Below are 26,130 nucleotides of genomic sequence, written 5' to 3'. Positions count from 1 at the left end.
GTTCCCGGCATGGGACAAGGGACCTGTCCCCATGTCCCAAAAAAGCAGCTCACCATCCTATCGGTGAGCTGCTTTCGTGAAGATGTCTACAGCCATTCTTGCTGTTTCAATTGCGTTTTCGTTTAGAACTTCTACGTGCTTACTAACTAGCTGTTCTTGCTGTTCTAGCTTATCTAAGCTTTGTTTAGCTTGTAATGCTAGTGAAGCACTGTCCCAGTTATTTTCATTCACATGGCCGGCTATCGGTTGTTCACAGATAGCGGCAAAGGAATTGATTTTTGGATCGTAGGATAGGCCGATAAATGGTGTACGAGTAACTGCTGAGAAAATCAATGCATGCAATCGCATTCCAATCAGTAACCGAGATTCACCGATAATGGCTATTTTCTCCTCAATGGATGCATTGGATGGATAAATGAAACTTTTCTCCTTCATCAAATCAGCTGTCTCTTTCGAAGCAACTGCATCATGTTCACCATGCATCGGAACAAAAACAACACCATAACCTTCCCGAACGAGTTCATCTAAACCGCCGGCAATTTTTTCTTTAAACTTAACTTCAGATGGCCAGTCACGCACACTAACGGTTACAAACTGATCCCCTAATTCATGTGGCTCCCATACGGAAGTAAAGCTCTTACCAGCTAGTCCTAGCACTGGGTCAGGGACGATTGAGATTGGCAGTTTAACGCCAATCCCTTGTAATAACTTCTGGGAGTCGACATCTCGAACGGTAATTCCACTTACTTTATTTAATGTCGAACGAACGAACCACTTACTAATCCCGCGATTAATTGGTCCCATTCCTTGTGCGTAGATAAACACAGGCTTTTTATGCCATCTCGCAATTCGCATAATCCCGGTATAATAGGGAATCGACTTCATCCCAGTTTGGTCTTGAAGTAGGCTTCCACCACCACTAATGAGACCATCGGAAGCCTTAATTGTAGCGCTAACCTCTCCGAACTTCCAGCGGTTAACAGCCTTCACGTCATAGGTCTTAGCAGTATGGTCAGGGTTATTGGAAAGCACTGTTATTTCAATATCTGGCTGTACTTCCCGCAATGCCTGAACGATAGAAAAAAGAATCGCTTCGTCACCAACATTGTCGAACCCATAATATCCTGATAAAACAACATGCATTATGAAGTCAACTCCTTATTCCAATGCTTCCGGACGAAGTTGATAACAAACTTCACAATTGCGATTAAGATTAAACCAATTACCAATCCTAACACGACACTATAAACCGTACGTAGTAAGGATAGTCCTAATGGAATATGGAAGTGGGTAAATGTGTTCATGATCGATAGGAATCCGATGACACCCGGTACCAGTAACAATTTGCCCCACTTAGACATTCCCATGATATAAAGTCCTACGATGAATAATGGGAAGCCAATTAAGAATTCTTTTGTACGTGGTCGTACATATAAAACATCCTCTAACTTTTGTCTGAATGCTAATTCTAGGTCACTAACAGTTCCAGCATTACCTGTTCGTGTAATGTAATAGAATGCAGCGGCTGCAAATATCAACATCACAATGACTTGCCAGTAACGTACTGGAGCATTCATAAAGGTAACAATTGCCTTTGTACTCTTCACATTGACCATATTTCCAAACCAAAGTACGAAAATAAGGACAAAGGTGATTGGAATGACATAAACAAGCTTCACGCCACGGAATACTTCAAATCCAGTAATAAAGGCATTACCATTCAGTAAACCAACGACAATCATGATACCAACTAAGGTAATGGCAATCGCTTTAAGATAAGCCAAAATGATCTTGCCAATATTCGTTGTTTCTAAGTTTCTAGCCGAGAGCACGGCATAAATAGGTGCAACGACAGCAACTAGTAGAGCAAAGACTTGCAGAATCGCTAGACGGTCTGTCAACAAGTACGCAACGGTAAGAGCCGCCATGATAATAGGTGCCGCAAGATGAAGCCTACGATCCTTAAACACCTCTAACGCTGCAAGTGTCATAAATAGAACTCCTGCTAATAGGGAAGCAATTTGACTCCAGATTGGAATCTCAATCTTTTCAAAAGGAGCTGCTACACCAGGTGTGAAGTGATCTGGTAGTTTATCTGTTACACCTTCAATAAATTCAACACCCATTTCTAAGGACTGAATCGCTTCCTCAAATGGTAGGCGGAAGAAGATGGTCTTGATATTTCGTTCTTTAATAGCTCTTACTGCTTTATCAATATCTGCTGGGAGCGTATCCTTGGCAATTCGTAAGCTGTGTAGACGAATGATATCGTAATCCGTCTCTCGAGCAGCTGTTTGCATACCTTTTTGTGCGCTAAATTCAATCATATATAGAGAATATCCAGCATCACTCAAGGTACTTACATGATCTTTTAATTCGTCAATCTCTGGATATCCGATTACTTCCTCACCAGAGAAAAGTACAGCACTTGTGTGACCATTTAAATTCGTAATGGATTCTACATCACGATAATTGGTTTCACTATCATTATTTTCGACACGGAGAATATAGGACAATCCGTGACTCTTAATGTTGTTAATGATTTGTTCATCATATCCAAGACTCGTATTTAACCCAATACCATTGTCAGACGGAATGAAGTAAACAGACATCCCATTAATCGGAATTTCTTCCGGCTCAAAGTACTCTTTAATCTTATCCAAGTAATACGGATCGGATGGTAATGTAATATAGAAACCATTTCGTTCCTGACTTAAATCAAGTTGGTGATTACTAAAACGAAGCAGCTGGTTGAGCTCTTCCTCCGTATACATCTGGATAATACCCATTAGTTCCCAATTCGCTAGCGTAATTGGTTGAACACTGACAGTTGTTAATCCAGCATCCTTCAGTGTAGAAAGAGCTTCATCGACTGTAACCGTTCCTTCCTCTGTTAAGGTGAAGATTTCATCATATGGAACGACAATCTCATATTCGTTGTTTTCACTCTCGGTCTGCCAGCGATTGATAATGCCTGGTAGCGAAGCGAGTAACAATACAATTGTAATAATCCAAAGAATGATACGCTTTTTCGACGACATAGTTTCATTCCTTTCCGAGTGAGTTGGAGTTTTTTCTGTTGTTGTAGTCGACTTTTTCCAAAACTTATTGATGATAGGTAGTGATTGTAACGATTGTTTATTCAGTACTTTTAATAGGAATAACGATATAAAGTATATTCCTGCACCAACAACAATCCCAGCTGCACTATATAAAAGAGCTGTGAACCTTGACCATTCTGATACGTCCATCGTCATGAGTGGTAGTCCAATAACCGCACCCATGACAATCGAAGCAAGAATAATCTTAATCGTGTTAGCTGTTACAATCTTAAACGGTGCATTTCGGTAAATATAAATCGTATTTACGATAAATAACACCACGTAAACCAGTAATGTCGCAATCGCCGCACCTGTCAGACCACTTATATTGATCAGGACAATATTGAAAATTACCTTCGTTACGACACCGATAATAATAATGGATGCAGCAAGTCTTGCCTTATTTAACCCTTGTAAGATTCCAGTCCCAACTAAAGTCAGTGATAGGAACACCGAGCTAAAATTAAAAATAGATAACATCAAACTACCTTCCATATTGGAGAAAAGGGCAATGTTTAACGGTATTGTTAAGGCAAATAACCCAAGTGCTGCTGGCCAGGATGTTAAATGTGTCATAAAATGCGTTTTTTCGATTGTACCTTTAATTCCAGTAGTGTCTTTTTCGACTAATTTCTTTGTTAATAATGGAATAAGTGGTAAAACGAGAGATGTCGCGAATACAGTCGCAATTTGGACTAGTGCTAACCCTCTACCATATATCCCATATAAATACGTAATATCATCATTTTCGACTCCAGTAGCACGAAGTCCAAACGGAATCGTAAGGGAATCGACTAAATTCATCAACGCCATCGTGATAGCACCAATGGCGATTGGAATGGACACCATTAAGATACGCTTACTCCAGACCTTGAACGTTTGGAAGGAATAAGCTTCCTCTGTCCTTGCTCGTAAGGCTGAACGCTGGTATATCACCCGTAAGTAAATAAAGGAAATGAGTGCCCCAATGATGGAGCCAATCATGACCCCACCGGCTACTGTTTCATCGGAAAAGCCCTGTCTTGTTAGATAAAAAGCAGCTACTAGGATTAGACCGACGCGAACTAACTGCTCCATTACTTGAGAAATTGCGGTTGGTCGCATGTCTTCATATCCTTGGAAAAATCCCCGGTAAACAGCCATATACGGAGCAATTAACAATGTTCCAGCCACAACGATTAGTGCTAATCGAGTGGACGGTCCACCTAATGCATCCGCAATCGGGGAAGAAAAGCTATAAATTAAGGAAAAACTCAATATCCCAAAAGCAATGGAAAGGATACAAGCAGTTAGATATATATTACGGATCGTTGCTTGATTGTTTTCCACTCTTGCCTCAGCGATAAGCTTGGAAATCGCTGTTGGAATTCCAGCCACAGATAGAATAAGCGCGACCATATAGACGGGGTAAACTAGGCTGAAAATCCCTAAAACCTCGTCACCTGCAATGTTTTGCAACGGAATCCGGAAAACGCTCCCTAATACTTTGGATAATAATGTTGCAATCGTTAAAATCAGTGTACTTTTGATAAAAGTTGATTTACTCATGCCGACCTCTTCATCCGCATTATTTTAAACATAAACTTAGGTAGGACAAGCATTCTTTTCCAACGACTTGGCTGTTGCAGTAGGCGGTATAGCCATTCTAGATTGAGTTTTTGCCAGATTTTTGGAGCGCGCTTCACGACTCCAGCTATTCCATCAAAGGAACCACCGACACCCATGAACAGTCCATGTTCGAACTTGTCCCAGTTTTGATGAATCCATATTTCCTGTCTTGGTGCACCAAGTGCAACAAAGGTCATATCAGGTTTTAGTTCTGCAACTTCATCGGCAATCGTATTATCGTTCAGGTCGAAGAATCCATTATGGGAGCCGACAAGGTCGATATTCGGATAGTCGCGATGGATGATGGCAATTAGTTTGGTTAGGACTTCTTGTTGTGCGCCAAGTAAGTAAACTTTATAGTTATTTTCGTTTGCTTTATGTAATAATGCTACCATTGTATCGAATCCTGTTACGCGGCCTGGTAGTGGTGTTTTGAGTATGTTTGCTGCTTTAACGACACCAATTCCGTCGGCTACGGTGTAGGTTGCTTCTTGTATAATGCTGTTGAATTTTTCATCTTCATTGGCTTTCATGACGATTTCAGGATTGGCGGTGACGACGAATGTCTTTTGTTTTTGTTGAATCCTGTTGTCTAGAAGTTCGACAAAGCCGTTTTGATCGATGTTTAGGAATGGAACTCCCATTATGGTTACTTTATCCATGTGTGAATCTCCTTTAAGAAATCGTTATTACGGAATACTGTTATAAATATAACATAAGTCGATAGGTAATATATAGTAGAAAAAGGTCTTAATTTGTTAGGGAGACACTCTTGCCAAGCCCGCGGTCGGAATATACTTCGCTTTCTACTTCCAGTACAGGGGCGACATCTGCTCGAAAGAACCTCGCAGTGTCTACCTTGCGCGGGCGGCTAGTGAGCCTCCTCGAGCTCGTAAGCGCTCTGTGGGGTCTCACCGATGCCTTTCCTCCCGCAGGACAAGGAAGGCTACGGCAGCGACTCATCTTCGTGAGAAAAAGTGTTCTTCTTTTTCAAGGAGTCTTCATATATTCCGACCGCTCAGTGCGATAACTAAGTGAGTCATTCCCAATTGATTCTAAAACAATATATCCTACTGTAATAACACAAAAAAACAGTTCCCACTGCCATTCAGCAATGAAAACTGTCTTATTTAATAGAACTTATTTCGCATCTTTCACAACGTAATCACCGTGGATATATGCTGCTGATCCGTTGTAGATGATTTTGTACCAGTCACCGTTCATGACTGGGTTGCCGTTTGCATCGGTAAAGACAGGTACTTTTGCGTTACTGTCTAGTTTTCCTAGTGCAGAACCACTAGTTGATGGTTGGCTACGTACGTTTAGTCGGTCGCCGTTCATATCTTTAATTGTGATATAGTTTGCGAATTCGACGTAGTCACCTGATACCCAACCTTGCATACCATTCACTTTTACTTTGTACCAGCCACCGTTACCACCGATGATTTCTAAATCAGAAGCATCTGGTAGTTGTGCCTTACTTGCACCATTCACAGGGTATTCACGTAAGTTTAGACCTGCACCTTTTGATTTCGCTTTGACACCAGCTAGGCTAGTATCTACAGCATATTGCGCTTCGCCAGTTGGTCGTGGGGAAGAGCTCGGTGTGTTTTCGTATTTCGGAACTTCATATTGAAGTCCTTGTGCTAGATTGTATTGTTGATACATGTCATAAATATATTTCGCTTGGATCGTTGCCCACTGGACATGCGTTGCGTATTGGTGAACACCTGGATTTGCTGGATTCCAACGCATTTTATACAAGGTGTCTTGTCCATCGCTAATATATCCGTTGTCAATGAAACCTGCCCCACCTAGAACCGCAGCACTTGGTGTGAACCATCCTTTTTCATAAGCAGTCTTTGCGCCACCTTCAAGTGGATTCGAATCGACAGCACCAATACCAAACATATTGTATGTTTTCTTAATGTCAGTTAAGCTTGCGCGATTCGCAGCTGTTACTAACTGTAGTGCTCCATTCTTATCTTTTCCAACTTCCACTCCTGATGCAAGAGTTGATGTACCTCTTCCAGTTTCATGGAGAGCATGAGCGATTAAGTAAAGAACGTTGATATTTAACTGTTCTGCAACCTGGACAAACGCATCTCCTGTATTGGAAAGTGCGCCTTGGCCATTTAGAACACCAGCATTTAACTCACTGCCTGTCAGTCCAGGAACATAAGAAAGCTTCAAGAATTGATAGAATTCTGCGTCGCCTTCTTTAAAGTTATTCGGGTTAAGGAAATAGGCAACTAGTGCTTCACTAGCTATGAATCTACCAGCTCCATCAACCTTAGGCGTTCTTCCAGCCTGAATATCTACTACATTAGAAAAATCAATTTCATAGTTTTGACGAATGATTTCATCATCTTGATTGCCACCATTTGAGCCACCGTCATCTGGCTTTGGCTGATGCTTAGCAATCGTATTTATTAAACGATCTAAAACCGCTGCTGTTTCACCACGAGTAGTATTATCTTTCGGAGCGAATTTGTTACCAGCTTTTCCACCCATAATGTTGTAGTAAAGAAGCTGTTCTACAGCTGGATGGAAAATCTTATTAATGGATGCTTTGTCAGCAAAAGTTAGCGTTTCTCTACCAGAATTAACGCCTTTTTTATTAAGCGCTCTTTGCACCATGGCAGCCATCTCTTGACGACTGATTTTGTTGTTAGGCTTGAACGTTCCATCTGGATATCCACCAATGATTCCATTGCTTGTCGCGATGGAGATAGCAGAAGCATACCAAGCACCACTCTTCACATCACTGAAGGACTTCTTATTAGAAGTTTGCTTCAAATCTAGTGCTCTTACTAGAAACGATGTAAACTCTGCACGAGTTACTTGATTGTTAGGCTTAAAGGTTCCATCTGGATAGCCGCCCATAATCCCTTCTTTAATTAACTTTCGCATGTTTCCTTCAAAGTAATGTCCCGTGACATCATCTTTTGCCGCAAATGCGGAAGTAGGAAGCACACTAAAAACTAAGAAAAGAGCCAATACTAGGCTTGAAAGTCTTTTCATCTCCTCTGTATTCCTCCTCCTGTTTTCCCTGCAACATACATGTCGATTTTTATCGAGTTATGTAGTATATTTTCTATAAGATAGATTACTAGGGATATACAAGTTTAATAGTATTATATTTCAACAAAAAAAGCACTAGAAAATCAGAAATTAATAGAGGTTGGGAGTATTTAACTAGGTGTGTATCTACATCCAAAATCTGTCTAATCAACCTAGCAAATACCTAGTGATTTACAAAACACAACAGAGGAGTATCGGAATGGTGAAAAAGTTAGTTTTAAACGTCGTATTAATTTTCTTCATTGTTCAGCTGTTCGCTGTTCAGGCATCGGCTGAAGCACTAAGCGATATCCCAGATAAATATTCTGGTGAAGTGAATTATCTATTAGAAAAGGGCATTTTGACTGGATATCCTGACGGGGAGTTTAAACCGAATAAACAGGTTACTAGGGAAGAAGCAGCAACTATGATTGGTCGAGCACTTAACCTAGATGGAACCGTTCGTAAGTCAGTATTCTACGATGTGCGTGAGACTTCCTACGCGTCTGGATACATACAATCAGCCTATGAAAAGGACATTATTGATGGCTATGGCAATGGAACCTATGGTCCATTAAAGGAAATGACGAGACTTGAGATGGCATATCTCATTTCGAAGGCATTTCAACTGAATGAAACATCCTCCATTACATATAAAGATTCACCAAGTAACGCAAACCACCAACGTGTTATTGACCTGGTATCTACTGCAGGCATCTCAACAGGATACCCAGGGAATGTTTTCAAACCAAATAACTCGATTACGAGAGTGGAATTCTCGATTATGCTTGCTCGTGCATTAAATCCAGAATTTAAGCCAGAGATACCAGAACCACCGACTGATGAGCCAGTCGATCCAACGACAATGTACGTAACAGCAGATGTCCTTAATGTTCGTAAAGGACCTGGTACCAATTACGACCGTGTAGGACAAGTTGTGAAAAATGATGCTGTGACTGTGCTAGCGATTAATGGCAGTTGGGCAAAGATTTCAACTAGCAAGATAAATGAAGGCTATGTACATACCGATTATTTAACTGATAAGAAAAAAGTTTTTACTATTATGATTGATGCCGGACATGGAGGCAAAGATCCAGGAGCAAGTGGAAATGGTGTAGTAGAGAAAGAGGTTAACTTAGATGTTTCCCTTAAATTACGAGATTACTTGAAAAAAGCGGGCTATAACGTCCTAATGATTCGTACAAATGATACGTTTGTGGAATTAGATGACCGTGTATTTGAAACAGTAAAATCTAATGCTGATTTATTTATTAGTATTCACTCGAATTCCCATGACAATCCAAGTGCAAATGGAACCGAAACATATTATAGTGCGACAGGTACACAGTACGTGAACAGCTTGAATTTAGCGAAGCAGGTTCAAAGCGAATTAGTGAAGGCTCTAGCAACAACAAATCGTGGAGTAAAAAATACACCATTTCGTGTAATAAAGGATAGCAAAATCCCTGCAATTCTAGTAGAATTAGGATTTGTTACGAATAGTCATGATGCTAATAAACTAGCTTCTCAGACTTATCGTGATAAGGCAGCAAAAGCAATTTCCCAAGGAGTAGAAAACTACTTGAAATAAGAAAAGCGCAGGGCGCCCGCTTTGCGACGTACGGACTGGACTGAGCCGTAGGAGATAAAGGAAACACGACGACCGTAGGGAGTAGATGTTGACTTATCGTACGGAGGCGAGGGAAGTCTCGCTAGTCGCTGGCACCGGAGCTAGACATCTTTGTTTATACATTCTAATCTTTTAATAAAGATGTGCGTAGGAGGAAACCAACATGAAAACAGCAACAAAACGTATTTCTTCTATTATATTAGCAATCTTGTTTATCGCCTTATCCACTTCCGTAGTATTTGCTGAGGAAAATCAAGCAACTAACGAACGTTGGATCATCGGATTTGAAGGCGATGTAGATATTTCCATTTTTGATGGAATATCCCATGAGATTTTCCATATCTATGATAGTATCCAAGCTGTTTCGGTTTCCGTTCCTTCTATTAATATAGAAGAAATCCAAAACCATCCAAACGTAAAGTGGATGGAGAAGGATCAGGAGGTTAGTATTACTGGTCAAGTAGAGGACTGGGGATATACGACAACCGTAAGACCTGAAACAAAGAACTTAAAGCTTGCAGGTGAAGGGGTCAAAATCGCTGTAATCGATACAGGGGTTAGTACCGTTCATCCGGATTTAAAGCTTGCGGGTGGGGTAAGCTTCGTGGAAGGTGTTTCTACCTATGAGGATGATAATGGTCATGGTACACATGTTGCGGGGATTATTGGAGCAGAGAATAATGATATTGGCATGTTAGGTGTGGCACCAAACGCGGAGATTTATGCCGTTAAATCGTTGGATAAAAATGGCGATGGTACCCTGAGAGATGTTATTGCCGGTGTCGATTGGGCGATTGAAAATAAGATGGACATTATTAATCTAAGTCTTGTTTCCACTCAACCAACACCAGCTCTAGAACAAGCAATTAAGAAAGCTACAAATCTAGGTATTATCGTCGTTGCGTCAACTGGAAATGATGAAACTGGTCAAGGACAAAAGACAGACGATGTTCTATATCCAGCTCGATACCCTGAGGTAATCGCAGTTGGGTCCATTAATAAGGAACTGGTCAAATCAACATTTGCTTATGTCGGACCATCTATCTCATTTGCATCACCGGGGGAAGACATCTTAAGTACGTATATGCCAGTCAACGGAAGAAATGATGTATATGCCAAAATGAGTGGTACTTCCATGGCGGCACCATTTGTAACAGGAGTCATTGCACTATATAAAGAGCTATTTCCTGAATTAGGCACAGCTGAGATTAAAAATATCCTATATAATAACACCACTGATTTAGGTGTTAGTGGAAAAGATGCTACTTACGGATATGGATTGTTATTATCGCCAGAAGTTCCATTCTGGGATATCCGCAGTAATGCATGGTATTCCAATTCAGTAGCCTATCTAATTTCGAATGACTATGTAACAGGGTTCTCCGATGGAACATTTCGCCCAAACGCGAATATTTCTAGAGGTGAAGTTGTAACCTTAGTAGGTAGGGCATTAGGGTTAGACGGAACGAAAAGAGAAACAGTTTTCCCAGATGTTAATGAAGGTCATTATGCATCAGGTTATGTAGCCGAGGCAAATAGTCGGGAAATTGTAACAGGTTTCCCTGATGAAACGTTTAAACCGTCTGCGACCATTACAAGGGGAGAGGTAGCCGTCATCATAAAACGAGCTTTTTCGACGATAGACTCTAATGAAAGCTTATTTAAAGATGTTCCAGTAAGTAAGTACTACGCTAAAGCGATAAATTCATTAGCGAAGGAAAATATTATTAAGGGATATACCGATCAAACCTTTAAACCGAACCAGCCAATAAGTCGGGCAGAATTTTCTATTATACTAGCGAAAGCCCTAGATGAAACGCTGCGTTAAGCAATTATGTTATGAGAAAAGAAATAGTAGTTTCCTATTTTATGCAAATATTTTGCATAAAATAGGAAACACTACCATAGTATGTTTGATGTAGCTATATTTTACTAAGTAAAATCTTCGTAAAACTCTTGGAATTTCTGTAAAACTAGTGTAATATCAATTACATAAGCAAATAAACCTATAAATATACCAATAAATTGTTGACTCATCGCAATATTTGACATATACTATTAATCGTATCTATGGTTATTTGCTCTATTATTCAAGGAAACTATTTCTAGAAAGCTATTATACATAACGTTTTCAAGTCTGATAGTTTTCGGGAATAAAATATTTTTCAAAAATGGGAGGAATACTTTGATGTCAAAATCAAAAGTAAGTCGCAAATTATTTGCTACAACAGCTAGTGCTGCATTAGTTGCATCTGCTGTAGTACCTGCAGCTGTATCTGCTGCTGAGGTTAAAGACCTAGACAGCGTTGCAGAATACGCTAAAGACGCAGTTAAAGAATTAGTTGGTTCTGGTGTGATCCAAGGTGACCAAAATGGTAACTTCAATCCAACTAAGAACATCGACCGTGCTTCTGCTGCGGAAATTTTAAGAAAAGCTCTTGATCTTTCTACTGAAGGAACAGAAGATTTCACTGACGTAGAACAAAATGACTGGTTCTACAAATCAGTAGTAGCTACAGCTAACGAAGGTATCTTCGAAGGTAACGAAAAGAACCAATTCTTACCTAAGAAAAACCTAACTCGTCAAGAAGCTGCTAAAGTAATCGTAGCTGCTTACGGATTCACTGGTAAAAAAGAACTTTCATTCGATGACAGTGACAAAGTTGCTGCATGGGCTAAAGATGCTGTTGAAACTGCAGTAGCTGTTGGCATTATGAATGGTAAGCCAGGAAACAAATTCGCTCCAACTGATAACATTACTCGCGCAGAATTCGCTGTAATGATCAAACGTGCTATTGATGCACAAGTAACTAGCGTAACTAAAGTTGACGTTACAAACGAAAAAACTTTAGTACTAACTGGTACTGGTTTACAAAACCTTAAAGCTGAAGACCTTACTTTAGCTGGAAACGTTGTTAAATCTATCGATGCATCTAGCACTAAAGCTACAGTTGTATTCGAAAATGGTTTCCCTCTTGACACTGAGCAAACACTTGCTGTTAAAATTGGAGAAGAAACTAAAGAATTCAAATTCACTTTCTCTCTAGATGAAGTGAAAACAGTTGAATTAGATGTTAAAACATATGATGACGATACTGTTGGTCAATTACTAACATTCAAAATCAATGGTGCTGCAACAACTGCTGACACTGAATGGTTACGTCAAGCAGGATACTCTGTTAATTTCGTAGCTGTTGATGAATCTACTAATGCTGCTGCTGCTGATTTCTTTAAAGGATCACCTTCTACTTCTTCAACTGGTCTATTAAATGATGAAGTTACTGTAGGTAAATACACAGTAGAAATCCAAGTAGTAAAAGATGGTAAAGTAGTAGTTTCTGATAAGAAAACTATTACTGTAGCTGACTTAGAATCAACTACAACTGCTATTGACGCAGTGCAATTAACTACTGCTGGTGGTGTAGTTCTAAACAGCACAACTTTAGTAACTGGTGAAGTTGCTGATATTACTCGTATCATTGGAGATGCTGCTGGTAAATCAGACATCGCATTACCTGTGACAGCTGCTGAAGTAACATCTTCTAACCCATCAGTAATCTCTGTTGATGGTCAAGAATTAACTGCAAACGTTGCTGGAACAGCTACAATTACAGTTAAAATTGGTAATGTAACTAAAACTTTAAATCTTAAAGTTGAAAGTGCTGCACGTACAGTTGCAAAAGTAACTCCAAGTGAGTCTACAGTTAAAGTTGTTGACGGTGTTACTCGTACAATTCAAGTAACTGCTTTTGACCAATACGGTGACCCAATTTCAGTAGGTTCTGCTGATATCACTGAAGATATCCCTGAAAACTCTAGTTCTGTAGCTCTAGTATCTGCTGATGATCTAGCTACTGCAGTAAATGGTAAGACTACTGCTGGTTATACTATAACTGGTGCTGAAGTTGGAACTGGAACAATCTTATTTAAAGATACTACTGGTAAAATCGTTGGACAAATTGCTGTTCAAGTAACTGACGTTAATAACATTGGTTCTACTAAGATTGAACACACTATCGCTACTACTCCAGTTAGTTACGCTGTAGGTGTTGGTTCATCTAAGGACTACCAAGTTTCTCAATTCAACACTAGTGGTTTCTACAATGATGTAGTTACTTTAAGTGCTACTCCTGCTGCTGGTGCATACACTGTTGAGTCAGCAGACACAAATATTGCTACTGTAGCAATCGATGCTGGTGGTGAATTCTTCACTGTAGCTGGTGTGAAAGCTGGTAAAACTGACATCGTTGTTAAAGATGAAAACGGCCTAGTTAAACATAAATTCACTGTAACTGTATCAGCTGATCAAACTGCAATAACTAAAGTTAACTTTAAAGCTGCTGCAGCTGTTGATTATGCAGGTAAAACTGTAGATGTAAATGATGTTTTAGATGTACGTACTGATGGATCTAATAATCCAATCGTATATGGTATCGAACACAATGTTGATACTATTGCAAAAGTTCGTCTAGATGCTACTGCTCCTGCAACTGGTATTCTGTATATTGACTTAGATAACACTGGAGCTAATGATAACAATGATATCGTATTAGGTGCTGTAACTGCTGAAGTATTATCTGGAGCTACTGGAACAGTATCTGCTGGTTCTATTGATATTCTACCAGGTTCATATACTACTGCTGCAACTGATAAAGCATCAATCCTATTCCGTGTATTAGTAGATGCAAATGGTGATGGTAACTACACTGTTAACGAAGCTGTTGCAACTACTACACTAAATGTTAACGTAAAATAATTAGTTAACTATTAATACTTTATGAAGTCTTATACTTCATATTACAGATAAAGCCTTGTAGAGAACTTCTCTGCAAGGCTTTATTTTGTTATTCTAGAGGAACACTGAGACAGGATCCTTATACTAAAATAGTACCGTTTAATAATAAAATGTAATAGTACTTAAAGAATCGCCGAGAAAATAGAACTTTCTAGGGCGATTTTTTGTATTTGTGTATTGGAAATATAATTTTATAGTGTGAAATGTAAGTTCGCCAAAGTTCAAAGTTCAAAATCGAATCTATTACCAAATAATATAGCTAAGAGAGTTTCTGACTAAGGGTGAAATGCTAGGGGAGAAACGCAAGTCGGAAATTGCGAGCAATATCTGGAAATGAATGCTAACACGTCAATTTATATGTTATAATATTATGAAAATTATTAACAACTCAACTGTTACTTTCAAAAAGAGATAATCATTCATTTCGAATTAAAGGGGCGGTTAAATTGATTAGTCATATCGAATGCATGAACCTAACGAGAAACTTCAAAGGGGATGGAACACAAACAATAGCATTAAAGGACGTTAATTTGTCCTTCAATAAAGGAGAATTCACCGCAATCATTGGTCCATCCGGTTCTGGTAAGTCTACCTTATTAAGTCTTCTGGGTACATTAGACAAGCCTAGTGAAGGCACTATTATGTATGATAACGAAGAAGTTTTAAGGCAAAGTAAAAATAAGATTGCAGATTTTCGCTTCGAAGAGATTGGTTTTATCTTTCAACAATTTCATCTACTACCCACATTAACGGCATTAGAAAATGTCATGACCCCATTGTTTTCCAGAAAAGTCCCATACAATAAATTAGAACGTGCCAAGGAAGTTCTCGGGCAGGTTGGACTCAGTGATAAGTTGAATTCCCTTCCCTCACAATTATCTGGTGGACAACAACAGCGTGTTGCGATTGCCCGTGCTATTGTACATAAGCCAAGCTGGTTATTAGCAGATGAACCAACAGGTAATCTAGATACCGAAACAGGGGAGCGGATTTATGATTTATTAAAAGAATTACATGTACAAGAAAACTGTGGAGTGTTATTTGTAACCCATGATCCAGCACTTGCAGCAAAGGCAAACAGGATAATTACAATGAAGGATGGATCCGTACTTTCCGATAAGCTCTTGGAACATGTGGGTGCAACATTATGATTCGGTTTATTTGGCAGAATTGGTGGAGGAGGAAGGAACGGTTTATTCTACTCATTATTGGTGCCTTTATAGTTAGTGCTGGATTAACTTACTTAATCGGTTTATCGGAAACGAATAAAGGGACCATCGTCGATACGCTACAAAAGCGTTGGTCAGCTTCGTATGATATCGTTGTTAGACCAGAAGGGACTCGAAGTGTTACCGAAGACAAACAACTGCTGGAGCCCAACTACTTAAGTGGATTAAGTGGTGGGATTAGTCTGGAGCAGTATGAAACCATAAAGGATATACCAGGTGTAGAGGTAGCGGCGCCGATTGCGATGATTGGCTATGTATGGTATGACGTGGACTTTGGCCAGGTGGAATTGCAAGAGGAAGGCATTTATCGAAGGGTCATGACCAAGAAGGTCAACAATGGTTTACAAGAAGAAACAGAGTCCAACAACTACTACTTTCCATATAATGTCTGGGATATAGCTAATAAAGGGCCAGAGTATGGCGTAGGTGATCAATACCTGGAATGGCTTGTCAGTGGTGAATCCCTGCTGGCAGGAATCGATCCAGAACAGGAAGCGAAGTTAGTCGGTTTAGATAAAGCGATAATTGATATAGGATCGAGTAGATATTTTTCGAATGAGGACAAACATTATGTCAATGAATCAACAGGCTTTCATGAATTACCGATTATCGTAAATCAACATTCTTTCCTGGACAAAATGGATCGTATCACATTTGAAAAGCTAGACATCGGCATTACGAAAGAAAATGCATATGAAGTGATGGAAGATGTGAAAGAAAACGGTGGGGCAAGCTACTTAGACACAATAGATGGTCAAGTAGTCGATACGTTTTCCGTTTCTGGCGAAGAAGCATTTCGTGCATTTGTGAACAAAATGACTGGAGTGGATTGGGAAACTGGGGAAGTGCTGGACCCAAGTGGGACGAAAGAGAATAGTGTCGACTCAGCTTATATGGGTGTTTCAGGCATTGTATATAAACCAAGCCCGTTGGAGTACAGTGAGATTTCAAGTCCATATCCAGATCGCTGGCCATATTCGTATCAAGTAGTTCCGGTTCAAAATGGCGAAGATGCCCCTCCATTGTATCAGGATAAAGAGTCCTATCGCGAGCCGGTACTAACTGCAGAAGACTTTATGGAGATGCCAAGAATAAGACCGGACTGGATAGGTTTCTATGATACGGCTAATCTATCCATCTCCAAAGACCCAACAACAGAGTTACCGATGGAAACATATCGTCCAGCGACTGCGGAGTATGTGATGGATCAAGGTGGTAATCCAATCAATCCGCCTAAACAGCTAAAGCCGACTGGTGATCCGTATAACTTTTTAACAGATCCACCCGGAATGCTGACGACTATTGAAGCGGCGGAAGCAATACTAGGAGATGAACCCATTTCTTCTATTCGTATTAAAGTAGCTGGGGTAGCTGATTTGGGAGATGAAAGCCAAGTAATGTTGGAACAGGTTGCTAGGGAGATTGAGGAAAAAACTGGGCTGATAACCGATATTACGCTTGGTTCATCACCACAGCTAGCGTTAACCTATGTTCCGGGTTTAAACGGTCAAGAAGATATTGGTTGGCTACAACAGCCATGGGTCAATATTGGTTCTTCGATTTCTATTTTTAAAGAAACAAAGATTGGCTTTTCAGGAGTAGTTGCGAGTGTGATTGCTGTTGCCATCATCTATGTATGGGCATCGGGAATTGTGAGTCTACTGGCTAGGAGAAAGGAATTTGCTGTTCTTCTTTCCATTGGTTGGCGTCCAAGTAGGTTGAGCCGTTTATTGTTTATAGAATCGAGCCTGATTGGTCTTTTTGTAGCATTGATTTCTTGGATGATGCTAGGTTTTGTGTATGTATCGAGTGATGCTACGATAACCTTTGACCGTTTCTTGTGGACAGGTCTATTTGGGCTGATGGTATATGTGTTGGGGTCATTTATTCCAATGCTCATGACTAGAAATATCTCGCCGTATGAAGCAATGCGAACGGGAGAAATAGCTGGTAAAGGTAAACAGTTGATTCGTGCTCGAGGAATTAACCGAATGGCATTTAACCATTTTATTGGAAAATGGAAAAGGAGCTTTCTATCGGTTATTTCAATTGCCTTACCAACGGCTCTGTTGGCTGTTTTCCTGTACATTACATTCCGGTTAAGGGGTGTGATGTACACGTCATTACTAGGGGAATATGTAGCTTTAGAGATTGGTCCTGCTCATTATGTGGCTATAATCGTGTCATTGGTGATAGCTATCTTAACAACCGCTGAGATTACTTGGCAGAATGTAACGGAGCGAAGAGAAGAGATTTCCTTACTACAAGCGATTGGGTGGAGAAGATGGCAGATTCGGAGACTTATTCTGGCGGAAGGAGTCCTTAGTGGACTATTTGCGGCATGTATCGGTCTAACCATTGCCTTTCTGATGATATGGGGGCTATATGGTGCATTTCCAGGCGAAGAAATTGGGTTTATTTTAGCAACAGGGTTGATTCCAATCGTCATTGGGTTAGTTGGAACCATTTTCCCAGCTGAACGAGCCGTCCGCATCACTCCGAATCAGGGGATGGGCGGAAATATTACCAATCGGAGAACGGTGGAAAAGTGGATGAAGTGGGTTGTGATTGGTACCTCAGTCGTACTAGTGGGAGGCTTTTTGGTAACGATGATACAGATTGCTCCAAATATCGAACAGGCGAAGGATTTGCCAGAAGCTGAACAGACGTATAGTCCAACGGAAGGGGATGTTTCTGGAGAGGTACCAATAGAGAAAGAGGAAGATGGTTTAAAGAATGATGAAAGCCCTAAACAGGAGTCTGGGGAATACCCGTTAGAGTTTAATGCGGACCAGACTACGAATGATGTTGGCTGGGGTAATGTATTATTTTATACGGCTAAAGAAGTGGAAAGTACATTAGGAAGCCCAGAAGCGGGGATGAAGCATATCGCCATTGAGTTTACATTTGAAGTACTGGATCACATGTCATATGAAATCCTACCAAAGCGGTATTTTACTATAGTAGACGGGGAGGAATCGTACTTTCCAGAGAAGGTTACGATCATTGAGGCTGTAGGCTGGGAAGAAGAGAGATATCTAGAAGGAAGAAATGATGGTAAGCTTCAAGCAGTCCTAGAATTTACAGTACCAGAGACGATAGACAAGTACGGATTATTATTAAGAGCAGGTGGCCTTAGTAAAGGGGCAATGATTTGGTTTGAATAGTGGAAAGGTGCTCCGGAAAATGGGGCACCTTTTTTGGTACATGGGGACAGGTCCATTGTCCCATTTTACGGCATTGCAAACGGTAGTTGACAAAGTGCAACCTCTGTTTGGTAGAAACAAGCGAGATATTTTCCTAAGCTATAGATGTTCCGTTAGAAAGAGAAGCATTTCTAATGGGATACAGAAGAGTATTCACTCAAAAACAAATTCAGAGAGGAAAGATGAAATGAAACATGTATCGATTATTGGAATTATTCTTACAGTAGGCACATTAGTTCTTTTAAAGGTTTTTCAAGACTCTATACCGAGAATTAGTGAACCAATAACAAATGTACTCATATTTATAGGCTTTCTAATTTTTTCCATAATCTATGGGGTATCACATATGAAAAATAAGTAGTTTAGTTGCTTAGAAGGATGATAAGATGGAATAAATGTAAGATGAATTTATTTTACGAATGAGTTATACAAACATGGAGTAATATTAGAAAGGAGTTAAAGGAAGTGACATTCGGTGAAAAGCTCTTAAAATTGAGAAAAGAAAATGGCCTTTCCCAAGAGGCATTAGCGGAAAAATTAAACACATCTAGACAAGCCATTAGTAAGTGGGAAAATGATCAAGGATATCCTGAGACAGAAAAACTTCTAATGATTGGTAATATTTTTGGGGTCTCGATGGATTATATCTTAAAGGACACCCCAGAACCTAGTACTGATAACGAGACCGGGTATTATGTTAGTAAAGAAATGGCAGAGGGGTATTTAGTGACTACTCATAAATCTTCTAAGTATATAGCATTGGGATTTTTCATGATTGCACTATCGTTTATTCCTTATTTCATTTTTAAACAGAATCCGGCTATTTATATGATTCCAACCATCATTTTTGCTACATTCGGAATTGGAATGTTTGTTTCGGTGTCCTTTTTCGAGGAAGGAAAATATAAGGTATTAAAGAAAGAGTCTTTACTTTTTGATAGAAAGTATCATACAGAGCTGACAGTTAGATATGAAGCCTTGAAAAAAAGATATGGTGTTATAAATCTAGTGGGGGTGTGTTTATTTGTTGCAGGTCTCTTGGCCTTTGGAATAGATAGAAAATATATTACATCCGAATTTTTAGAGCCTTATTACCCAGTATGTATCGGATTGATTGCAATTGGTATCTACCTTATCATACGGACTACAACCCTGCTCGAAGCATATAAACTTTTGGCGAAAAATGAGGACTATACCAATAGTTTAGGCTTTAAGATGCGAAGAAAAGTAAGGAAAAAGGTTGATGAATTTTAAGGTTGAATGTAAATAGTTAATAGAGATACTCTAGGGATTGATCAGAGTCCATATACAAACTATCATACTCTTCAACCGTAATATTTAGAAACCTGCAAATTTCTTCATCGGTTAATCCATTGGTTAATAAATTTTCCGTTTTTATTTCTTTATTGGAAGACATTCCCATCACCTCGTTATTAGTGTATTCATTTTCAGTTCAAGATAATCTAGTTATTTGAAATTAAGAAAAAAATCCACATCTAATTTTATTAGATGTGGATGATTAAGCGATTATAATATTCCATCTTCTATTAAGAACTGAATAATCCGATTGGTATTCTTATTATCATGGAATTGATTTATATTTCTATATTTATTAATATACTCTTTTTCTAGTTGATACTCTTGTTGAATGGCCTGTTTAACAGTTTGCATTAACGATAAAATGTCATACACAACAGGACCTGGGGCGTTGGAATCATTGACGGGTGGTTCTGCTTTATAATTTCGAATTAGATAATCTTTCTCTTCCCAATAGAATATTGGATAAGCCCCTCTGTAAATGGCATCATAAATCGCTGATGAATAGTCCGTGATAAAGATAATTGATTGTTTTAATGCTTCGGACGGATTGTTCGATATGATTTGTCGATATTCCGGCATATTGTCATAGATAAAATCTGAAAACTTATTATGCGGAACGATAAGCAATCGATCTAGTAATCCTTCCTTTTCGAAGGCATGGATGACTTTCATGATGGATTTATAATATGTCGTCTCTTCTAGTTGATTACTATATATCAAGCCCTCTTCCCAATAACGATAAGTAGGCATATAGGCAATCTTATTTGCTCCCTTTTCTAGATTTGCATAGTCAAAGGTCGCTAAGCCTGATAGGATTAAATCCTCTTGCTCATAATTCATCTTCTTAAATTCCTCAGCTTCTAGCTGCGAACTGATGACAGATTTATAGACATTGTAATTCGTTTTATCCTTATGAAATCCATAAGCCATTGGATTATCAACAGGCTTGGCAAACATAATCCCATGCTGTAGAAATACTAATGGTGTCTTCATTATTTTATTACGAAGACTATCAATGTAAAGACGATCATTGAGAACATGGTTCGATAGTTCACTAGAAATGAGATAATCAGCATGAAAGATAGAAAGATAATGTCTGAAACTATACTTCTTAATGATATTTCTACCATATTTAGTCTTCACAGCGTTGTAATGCATAGATTGCTTATTTAGTATGAAGTAATTTTCCGAGCGATTTGTTTCCGTATCCATTACTTTTTCAAATACGCGGAATGCTGACTCATCTGCTTTATTACTTTTCTTTTCAAAATAAAGATTTAGATTTCTCCGCCTATCTTTTAAAAGAAATGATAGATTTTTTGCTAGCTTTATCTTCATGCGATTAGCTAGTGAATATTCCTCTGAAAAAGGGATGATGGTTGCGGTAATATTCCCTTTTAAATTGGTCCGGATAACAAATAATTGATCCTGCTGTCTTTTAAGTGAGTAGGTTTTCACTTTTTTATCTGGTCTCTTAAAATGCAGATTATGAATGAGTCGATTTTTATTCCCTATATATAAATTGTTGTGAATCCGATTATCAATATTCACGGATGTTATGGGAAAAACAAAAAATCCATAACGTTTCAGTAGCTTTATCTTGGCAAAAGGACGATGAAATTTAGCAATTTGATGTTCCGAGTTCCGAACATATAAGTATTCATACTCTCGAAAGGAGTTATATGCACTGTGTGTAAATCGACCGAAGATGTAAAAATTCTTAATTCCTTTCAGAATTCGTAAGGAAGCTTTATGCTGGGTAACTTTTAATGGATTTCCTTTTGCAATATAAATTCCATTTCTCTTTACGTAAACATAGTAACGCCTTTTATTGATTACATAAATAGCAAGCAGATTTTCATGCTTGAAATAAGTGACGGCATCTTTACTGAATAAACGTTGTGGATGCTTTACCTTTAGCGTATTAAAGTTTACCGTACTTTTACTATTATCGAAGTGATTGTGAATCACAATTTCCTTATCACTTTGGGTAGCAACAGATATTTTAGAATGTGCCTCAAGAGCATTTAATAAGATTTTGCATATCATTAATTCATTTGTTTCCGTGTCATAGGTAATGATTAGGTTGTAGATGTCATAGGTTACTTTTGCTAGTACTTTCCTTCTACTATCAGATGCTATCGCAAGACTAAGCTCAGATCTGAAGTCAATCTCATCCGTTGTTGGAAAGGAGTTTATCATTGCAATAGTCTTATCATGTTGATCGGAAATCCTAACTCTCGACAAACCCAATTGTTGTACCGTAATTGCATTGTCAAAAATATCTATCTGATATTGGAACTTCTTGTCAGTCGTAAAGGCTTTCTCTTTTAGAAGATAGATTTTATTATCCAGAGAATAAACATATAGATTCTCACTTGTTGATAATTCATACTCCAGTATAAGTTGATCGCTTAACTCATGTTCAAATAGGAGAACTGCCGTGTCATCCTGAAGCTCTTCCACATGGAACTTCAATGAGGTATTCAGTTGTTTTACAAATAAATGGATCCATGATTCATTAAGTTCAATAACGTTTATTAGGTTATGATAAATTCTGTAAATAGTAGACCATGCCTTTCATTTATACCCATAGAAAGTGAATGTGTAGGGCGGAATTTGTATATTGAGGGAAAGTTAGATTACTAGATTAACTAGAAGTAATTAACCCTGTATTTTTACCCACTTCCATTAATATATATAACAAAAAAACAGCCCCGGAACAAGGAGACAGGGCCATTGTCTTGAAACTGTAATATAACATGGCGGTGGGAACAGCCTGCCTTCTTTGATCAAATTTCAAAACCTTGTTTCAATGGGGATATAACTCATGTATATTTAAAGGGACACAATACGATGTAAAAGAGTGGTTCAATGGTATCGAGTAAAAATGCAATACGAATTTACAATAATAGGAGAATAATCTATTTAGGGGCGGTCGTTATAACCATTATTCTAGGTTTAGCATCCAGGAAATTCAGCGACCTGCTTCCGATATTTTTGGCTAATAATGCTGGGGATGTACTGTGGGCTGTGATGATTTATTTTGGTTTCCGTTTATTACTAGTACGAAAAAGTCATGTAACAGCTTTCTGTCTCAGTTTAATAGTTTGTTTCGGTATAGAATTTAGTCAATTATATCAAGAGGATTGGATCAATCATATTCGAGGAACATGGCTTGGGGGATTAATCCTGGGAAAGGGATTTTTAGTAGTGGACTTAATTCGGTATACGGTAGGAATAATTATCGTGGGAATATTGGATTGGTGGAACAAGGAATCGAATCTGTATGAAATGAAACTATTTTATTAAAAGGTACGTATAGATGTATGGGTATTAAATAAACAAAAGAGGTGTTTGTTTTGTTGAAAAGATTTTCCATGGTGTTTTTGACTTTGGTATTCGCTATCGTTATGTTACTTTTGGCTGCAAAAAATCCTACAGGCCCAAATACGGTTTCCTTCGATGAACCAGTAGCACTGTTGTTATCTCTAGGAACTCTTGTCTTGTTATTTGTACCTCCTTTAATTTTATCGTTTTTTAATAATTTTACAGTTAAAATCATCTCAGCTATTTATCAAGGCTTTGTCGTTTTGGGCTACTTAATACTTATTCCAGTAGGCTATCTGATTCCGAGTACTTCGGTAATTGTTACGGCAGCTTTCGGTGCTATTATTAGTGTTTGCAGTATCATTGTGACTATTTTGGTAGGATCGAATAATGGTAGTTTGGTTTCTAAATAATATACGGTAGCTTGATTAAACATGATAGTTTAATAGAAGAAGGATTTGCTTCCTTCCGTATTCTTGGTTATTCGGATACTAACCCAGATTATTGAACTAAAGGGACGTTAGTGGAGTAAAAAGGGGAATTAATAATGACAAAAGATAAATTAAAGGGTTTAACTGGACTGGGTTCTTTCATAACTGTAATTGGATTTATATTTCTTTTCTTCAGTGTTAATTTTGGTACATCACTTGCTGATAATTGGTTGGTTAACCAAGGTGGTGCGGACACTTCAATGTACCTAATAGTAACAGAAGGTTATATAAATATTTTCTTAGTTGCTGGAAGTATACTTTTTGGGATCGGTCTTGCTATCGTGGTTTTTACTTATTACAAGATACTAAATATTAAAGAATAAAAGTGAATTAATTGCATCAGTACTTGGTGCAATGGCAGGACTTGGCGGAGGTATCATTATTAAAGCTCTGCGTGATTTTTTAAATGATTATGATTTACAGACCATTGGAGTTTTGTCTGCCGCAACTGTATTAGCCATGGCAACCGTTTCCCTAATAAAATTGAGGATTTCAAATGTACGGATTGACAAAGAAAATGGATTTATCATTGCAATTGGCTCGATTCTAGGTGGTGTTATTGGCAAGTGGATATTTAACATTTTAGTCTTAGAGATGGGCTTAGACCAGTTAATAGGCAAAATTCAATCTAGTATACTAGCAATTTTACTGAATGTCATTTTTATTATTGTAATTATAATTCTGATGAATGTTTATAATGTGATCATGTAATAGTTAAGTCTATATAGAAGACTTAACTATTTTTGCGGGTAGTATATTTCTAGGTTTCTTCTGAGAGCTTGAAAAAGTTATTCAGAGTACGATGCTACTCAAAACGTACATTTTCCGATATTTCTTTAATACTATCCCAATTTAAAATGTGAATTTCTTCTTCTACTCGTTCGATAATCCCTGATTCTGTCCAGTCTTTTAGTATTCTATTTAGGTGTCTCTTTGTAGTTCCAATCAATGAAGCAACATCATCTAAAGAATTTGTTTTTATATATTTATTTAGTTGTGATGGTGAGTGAATCGTGCATAAATAAGCAGCTAATCGTACATTGACTGGTGAGAGTGCATTTACTCTTGATGAAATGGTGCAGGTTCGAAGCTTATAAGCTAGCTCCTTCAATAATAGTTGATTAAATTCACTATCATATTTTAAATGTGTTTCGTACACTTCTAAAGGAACAAATAATATTTCGCATGGCTCTACTGCAATACAGTTTGATTCAATTAAGCAATCTGCAAATATTTCAACATCCCCCATAATCGATGGCTGCTGGCAAAAGCGTAATAGTAACTCTTTGCCGGTCACTTCCAGGCTAGAAACCATATATCTTCCAGAGAGTAAAAAATAGATGCCTTCTATCTTGTCCCCTGCTTTGATAATAAATTCATGAGGTTGAAAATTTTTGATAGAAAGAGAAGATATTAGATCATTTGTAAAAGTATAGTGATAGATTGATTGAAATTGATTTTGATTCATTTTTCCCTCCGAGACATCTGTCCTTTATCAATGTTATTAATTTTAATATAGTAATAGTAATTTATAAAGAGGTAGGGATCCATATGAACTTTGTATTTGATTTAGACGGAACACTATGTTTCGATGGCAAGAGTATTGATGCGGAAATTATTCAAGTACTTCAAGAGTTAAAGTTAGCAGGGCATCAAGTGATTTTTGCTTCAGCAAGACCGATACGTGATTTAGTACCTGTTATTCCTAAAAGCTTTCATGAAGGATTGTTGGTTGGAGGAAACGGTACTTTTACTTCTGAACATGGGAAAATTCAAGTAACGCATTTTGAACAACAATTATTAGACAAGTTCATCTCTCTCGTTCACCAATACCAATTAAATTATTTAGCAGATGGGGAATGGGATTATGCTTATACAGGTGATATTTCACATCCTATTTATCTAAATATTGATAGAACGAATTCATCGAATATCCCCTTGGAACAATTACAACCAGTCTGTAAATTAGTTATATTTGAACCTAGTGAGGAAGTGTTAGAGCTGCTAGAAACATTTCCAGTTACAGTAACACACTATAAATCGGAGCATGCAATCGACATTAGTCCTCTGGGGATTAATAAGGTTAGAGGATTACATATGTTGAACATTCAGCAATTTATTGCTTTTGGAAACGATAGTAACGACCAATGCTTATTTGAACAAGCTATACACAGTGTTTGTGTCGGAAATAATGACGTGAAGCGATTTGCAAAAGAAAATATTGAACGAACAGATGTGGCAGAAAAAATTCGGTCATTGATGAGAATGTATCATCGGGAGGATTCATCTACGGTCGTTAACAATTAATTAAGATTTAATAGAATTGAATTGTTCATTTTAGGTGCTTTTCTAGGCAC

Annotated in this window: 19 protein-coding genes; 12 read left to right on the top strand and 7 right to left on the bottom strand. The window is 38.3% G+C overall.

The features are described 5' to 3' along the window. Positions 1-57 precede the first annotated feature (57 nt). From csaB to G5W_RS0105120, 4 genes are all read right to left on the bottom strand, one after another. Positions 58-1,143: a polysaccharide pyruvyl transferase CsaB gene (gene csaB / locus G5W_RS0105140; RefSeq protein WP_010094770.1), complete on the bottom strand. Its 1,086-nt coding sequence runs from the start codon at positions 1,141-1,143 to the stop codon at positions 58-60. Next, complete coding sequence (locus G5W_RS24635; RefSeq protein WP_010094769.1) at positions 1,143-4,649, bottom strand: DUF5693 family protein; 3,507 nt, start codon at positions 4,647-4,649, stop codon at positions 1,143-1,145. Before G5W_RS24635 ends, csaB begins: the two co-directional genes overlap by 1 nt. Continuing rightward, entirely contained in the window at positions 4,646-5,371 is a 726-nt protein-coding gene (locus G5W_RS0105125) for a WecB/TagA/CpsF family glycosyltransferase (RefSeq protein ID WP_010094768.1), read from the bottom strand. The genes G5W_RS24635 and G5W_RS0105125 overlap by 4 nt, the downstream gene beginning before the upstream one ends. Positions 5,372-5,849: 478 nt before the next feature. Further along, positions 5,850-7,733 carry an S-layer homology domain-containing protein gene (locus tag G5W_RS0105120; protein ID WP_010094766.1) on the bottom strand — a complete coding sequence of 628 codons (1,884 nt, stop codon included), beginning with the start codon at positions 7,731-7,733 and terminating at the stop codon, positions 5,850-5,852. A gap of 262 nt (positions 7,734-7,995) precedes the next feature. On the opposite strand from G5W_RS0105120, the gene G5W_RS0105115 reads away from it, so the two are divergent. The 7 genes from G5W_RS0105115 to G5W_RS0105085 all read left to right on the top strand — a co-directional run bounded on the left by G5W_RS0105115 (position 7,996) and on the right by G5W_RS0105085 (position 19,886). Beyond that, positions 7,996-9,363, top strand: a complete 1,368-nt coding sequence (locus G5W_RS0105115) for an N-acetylmuramoyl-L-alanine amidase (protein ID WP_157998034.1) — start codon at positions 7,996-7,998, stop codon at positions 9,361-9,363. Positions 9,364-9,565: 202 nt separating this feature from the next. Then, the gene (locus G5W_RS0105110) at positions 9,566-11,230 is read left to right on the top strand and encodes a S8 family peptidase (protein ID WP_010094763.1); all 1,665 of its coding nucleotides are present in this window, start codon (positions 9,566-9,568) and stop codon (positions 11,228-11,230) included. Between the two features lie 360 nt (positions 11,231-11,590). Further along, positions 11,591-14,158, top strand: a complete 2,568-nt coding sequence (locus G5W_RS0105105; RefSeq protein ID WP_010094762.1) for an S-layer homology domain-containing protein — start codon at positions 11,591-11,593, stop codon at positions 14,156-14,158. Positions 14,159-14,643: 485 nt separating this feature from the next. After that, a complete protein-coding gene (locus tag G5W_RS0105100; protein WP_010094761.1) occupies positions 14,644-15,348 on the top strand; it encodes an ABC transporter ATP-binding protein in 705 nt (234 codons plus the stop codon). Beyond that, complete coding sequence (locus tag G5W_RS20495; RefSeq protein ID WP_010094760.1) at positions 15,345-18,593, top strand: ABC transporter permease; 3,249 nt, start codon at positions 15,345-15,347, stop codon at positions 18,591-18,593. The genes G5W_RS0105100 and G5W_RS20495 overlap by 4 nt, the downstream gene beginning before the upstream one ends. A 19-nt stretch (positions 18,594-18,612) precedes the next feature. Next, positions 18,613-18,993 carry a hypothetical protein gene (locus G5W_RS0105090; protein ID WP_138918967.1) on the top strand — a complete coding sequence of 127 codons (381 nt, stop codon included), beginning with the start codon at positions 18,613-18,615 and terminating at the stop codon, positions 18,991-18,993. Positions 18,994-19,097: 104 nt separating this feature from the next. Further along, complete coding sequence (locus G5W_RS0105085; protein WP_010094758.1) at positions 19,098-19,886, top strand: helix-turn-helix domain-containing protein; 789 nt, start codon at positions 19,098-19,100, stop codon at positions 19,884-19,886. Positions 19,887-19,902: 16 nt separating this feature from the next. Here G5W_RS0105085 and G5W_RS23715 read toward each other — a convergent pair whose 3' ends face one another. Both G5W_RS23715 and G5W_RS0105075 read right to left on the bottom strand, forming a co-directional pair. After that, positions 19,903-20,049 (bottom strand): hypothetical protein, encoded by a 147-nt coding sequence (locus G5W_RS23715; RefSeq protein WP_010094756.1) that lies wholly within the window; start codon positions 20,047-20,049, stop codon positions 19,903-19,905. A gap of 110 nt (positions 20,050-20,159) precedes the next feature. Then, entirely contained in the window at positions 20,160-22,418 is a 2,259-nt protein-coding gene (locus tag G5W_RS0105075) for a CDP-glycerol glycerophosphotransferase family protein (protein WP_010094755.1), read from the bottom strand. A gap of 408 nt (positions 22,419-22,826) precedes the next feature. Between G5W_RS0105075 and G5W_RS0105070 the strand changes: the two genes are divergently transcribed. The 4 genes from G5W_RS0105070 to G5W_RS20490 all read left to right on the top strand — a co-directional run bounded on the left by G5W_RS0105070 (position 22,827) and on the right by G5W_RS20490 (position 24,484). Beyond that, on the top strand, positions 22,827-23,264 hold the full coding sequence (locus G5W_RS0105070) for a ribosomal maturation YjgA family protein (RefSeq protein ID WP_010094754.1): 438 nt from the start codon (positions 22,827-22,829) through the stop codon (positions 23,262-23,264). A gap of 50 nt (positions 23,265-23,314) precedes the next feature. Then, complete coding sequence (locus tag G5W_RS0105065) at positions 23,315-23,695, top strand: hypothetical protein (protein ID WP_029191019.1); 381 nt, start codon at positions 23,315-23,317, stop codon at positions 23,693-23,695. A 134-nt stretch (positions 23,696-23,829) separates the two neighbouring features. Then, positions 23,830-24,096 (top strand): hypothetical protein, encoded by a 267-nt coding sequence (locus tag G5W_RS0105060; RefSeq protein WP_010094752.1) that lies wholly within the window; start codon positions 23,830-23,832, stop codon positions 24,094-24,096. Between the two features lie 31 nt (positions 24,097-24,127). Continuing rightward, complete coding sequence (locus tag G5W_RS20490; RefSeq protein ID WP_010094751.1) at positions 24,128-24,484, top strand: hypothetical protein; 357 nt, start codon at positions 24,128-24,130, stop codon at positions 24,482-24,484. A gap of 94 nt (positions 24,485-24,578) precedes the next feature. Here the strand turns inward: G5W_RS20490 and G5W_RS0105050 are convergent, their stop codons facing one another. After that, positions 24,579-25,241, bottom strand: a complete 663-nt coding sequence (locus tag G5W_RS0105050) for a Crp/Fnr family transcriptional regulator (RefSeq protein WP_010094750.1) — start codon at positions 25,239-25,241, stop codon at positions 24,579-24,581. 83 nt (positions 25,242-25,324) lie between these two features. Here G5W_RS0105050 and G5W_RS0105045 point away from each other — a divergent pair, with 83 nt between their 5' ends. Further along, positions 25,325-26,080: an HAD-IIB family hydrolase gene (locus G5W_RS0105045; RefSeq protein WP_010094749.1), complete on the top strand. Its 756-nt coding sequence runs from the start codon at positions 25,325-25,327 to the stop codon at positions 26,078-26,080. The last annotated feature ends 50 nt before the right edge of the window (positions 26,081-26,130 follow it).

Origin of the sequence: Ornithinibacillus scapharcae TW25 (assembly GCF_000190475.1) — a bacterium.
Lineage (GTDB): Bacteria > Bacillota > Bacilli > Bacillales > Amphibacillaceae > Ornithinibacillus > Ornithinibacillus scapharcae.
This window is presented reverse-complemented; position numbering and strand designations above follow the sequence as displayed.

What these genes read in the sequence shown, in the direction of transcription:
- csaB (WP_010094770.1), bottom strand. Translation starts at nt 1,143, where the DNA reads ATGCATGTTGTTTTATCAGGATATTATGGGTTCGACAATGTTGGTGAC.
- G5W_RS24635 (WP_010094769.1), bottom strand. Translation starts at nt 4,649, where the DNA reads ATGAGTAAATCAACTTTTATCAAAAGTACACTGATTTTAACGATTGCA.
- G5W_RS0105125 (WP_010094768.1), bottom strand. Translation starts at nt 5,371, where the DNA reads ATGGATAAAGTAACCATAATGGGAGTTCCATTCCTAAACATCGATCAA.
- G5W_RS0105120 (WP_010094766.1), bottom strand. Translation starts at nt 7,733, where the DNA reads ATGAAAAGACTTTCAAGCCTAGTATTGGCTCTTTTCTTAGTTTTTAGT.
- G5W_RS0105110 (WP_010094763.1), top strand. Translation starts at nt 9,566, where the DNA reads ATGAAAACAGCAACAAAACGTATTTCTTCTATTATATTAGCAATCTTG.
- G5W_RS0105105 (WP_010094762.1), top strand. Translation starts at nt 11,591, where the DNA reads ATGTCAAAATCAAAAGTAAGTCGCAAATTATTTGCTACAACAGCTAGT.
- G5W_RS20495 (WP_010094760.1), top strand. Translation starts at nt 15,345, where the DNA reads ATGATTCGGTTTATTTGGCAGAATTGGTGGAGGAGGAAGGAACGGTTT.
- G5W_RS0105090 (WP_138918967.1), top strand. Translation starts at nt 18,613, where the DNA reads ATGGGGCACCTTTTTTGGTACATGGGGACAGGTCCATTGTCCCATTTT.
- G5W_RS23715 (WP_010094756.1), bottom strand. Translation starts at nt 20,049, where the DNA reads ATGTCTTCCAATAAAGAAATAAAAACGGAAAATTTATTAACCAATGGA.
- G5W_RS0105070 (WP_010094754.1), top strand. Translation starts at nt 22,827, where the DNA reads ATGGTATCGAGTAAAAATGCAATACGAATTTACAATAATAGGAGAATA.
- G5W_RS0105060 (WP_010094752.1), top strand. Translation starts at nt 23,830, where the DNA reads ATGACAAAAGATAAATTAAAGGGTTTAACTGGACTGGGTTCTTTCATA.
- G5W_RS20490 (WP_010094751.1), top strand. Translation starts at nt 24,128, where the DNA reads ATGGCAGGACTTGGCGGAGGTATCATTATTAAAGCTCTGCGTGATTTT.
- G5W_RS0105050 (WP_010094750.1), bottom strand. Translation starts at nt 25,241, where the DNA reads ATGAATCAAAATCAATTTCAATCAATCTATCACTATACTTTTACAAAT.
- G5W_RS0105045 (WP_010094749.1), top strand. Translation starts at nt 25,325, where the DNA reads ATGAACTTTGTATTTGATTTAGACGGAACACTATGTTTCGATGGCAAG.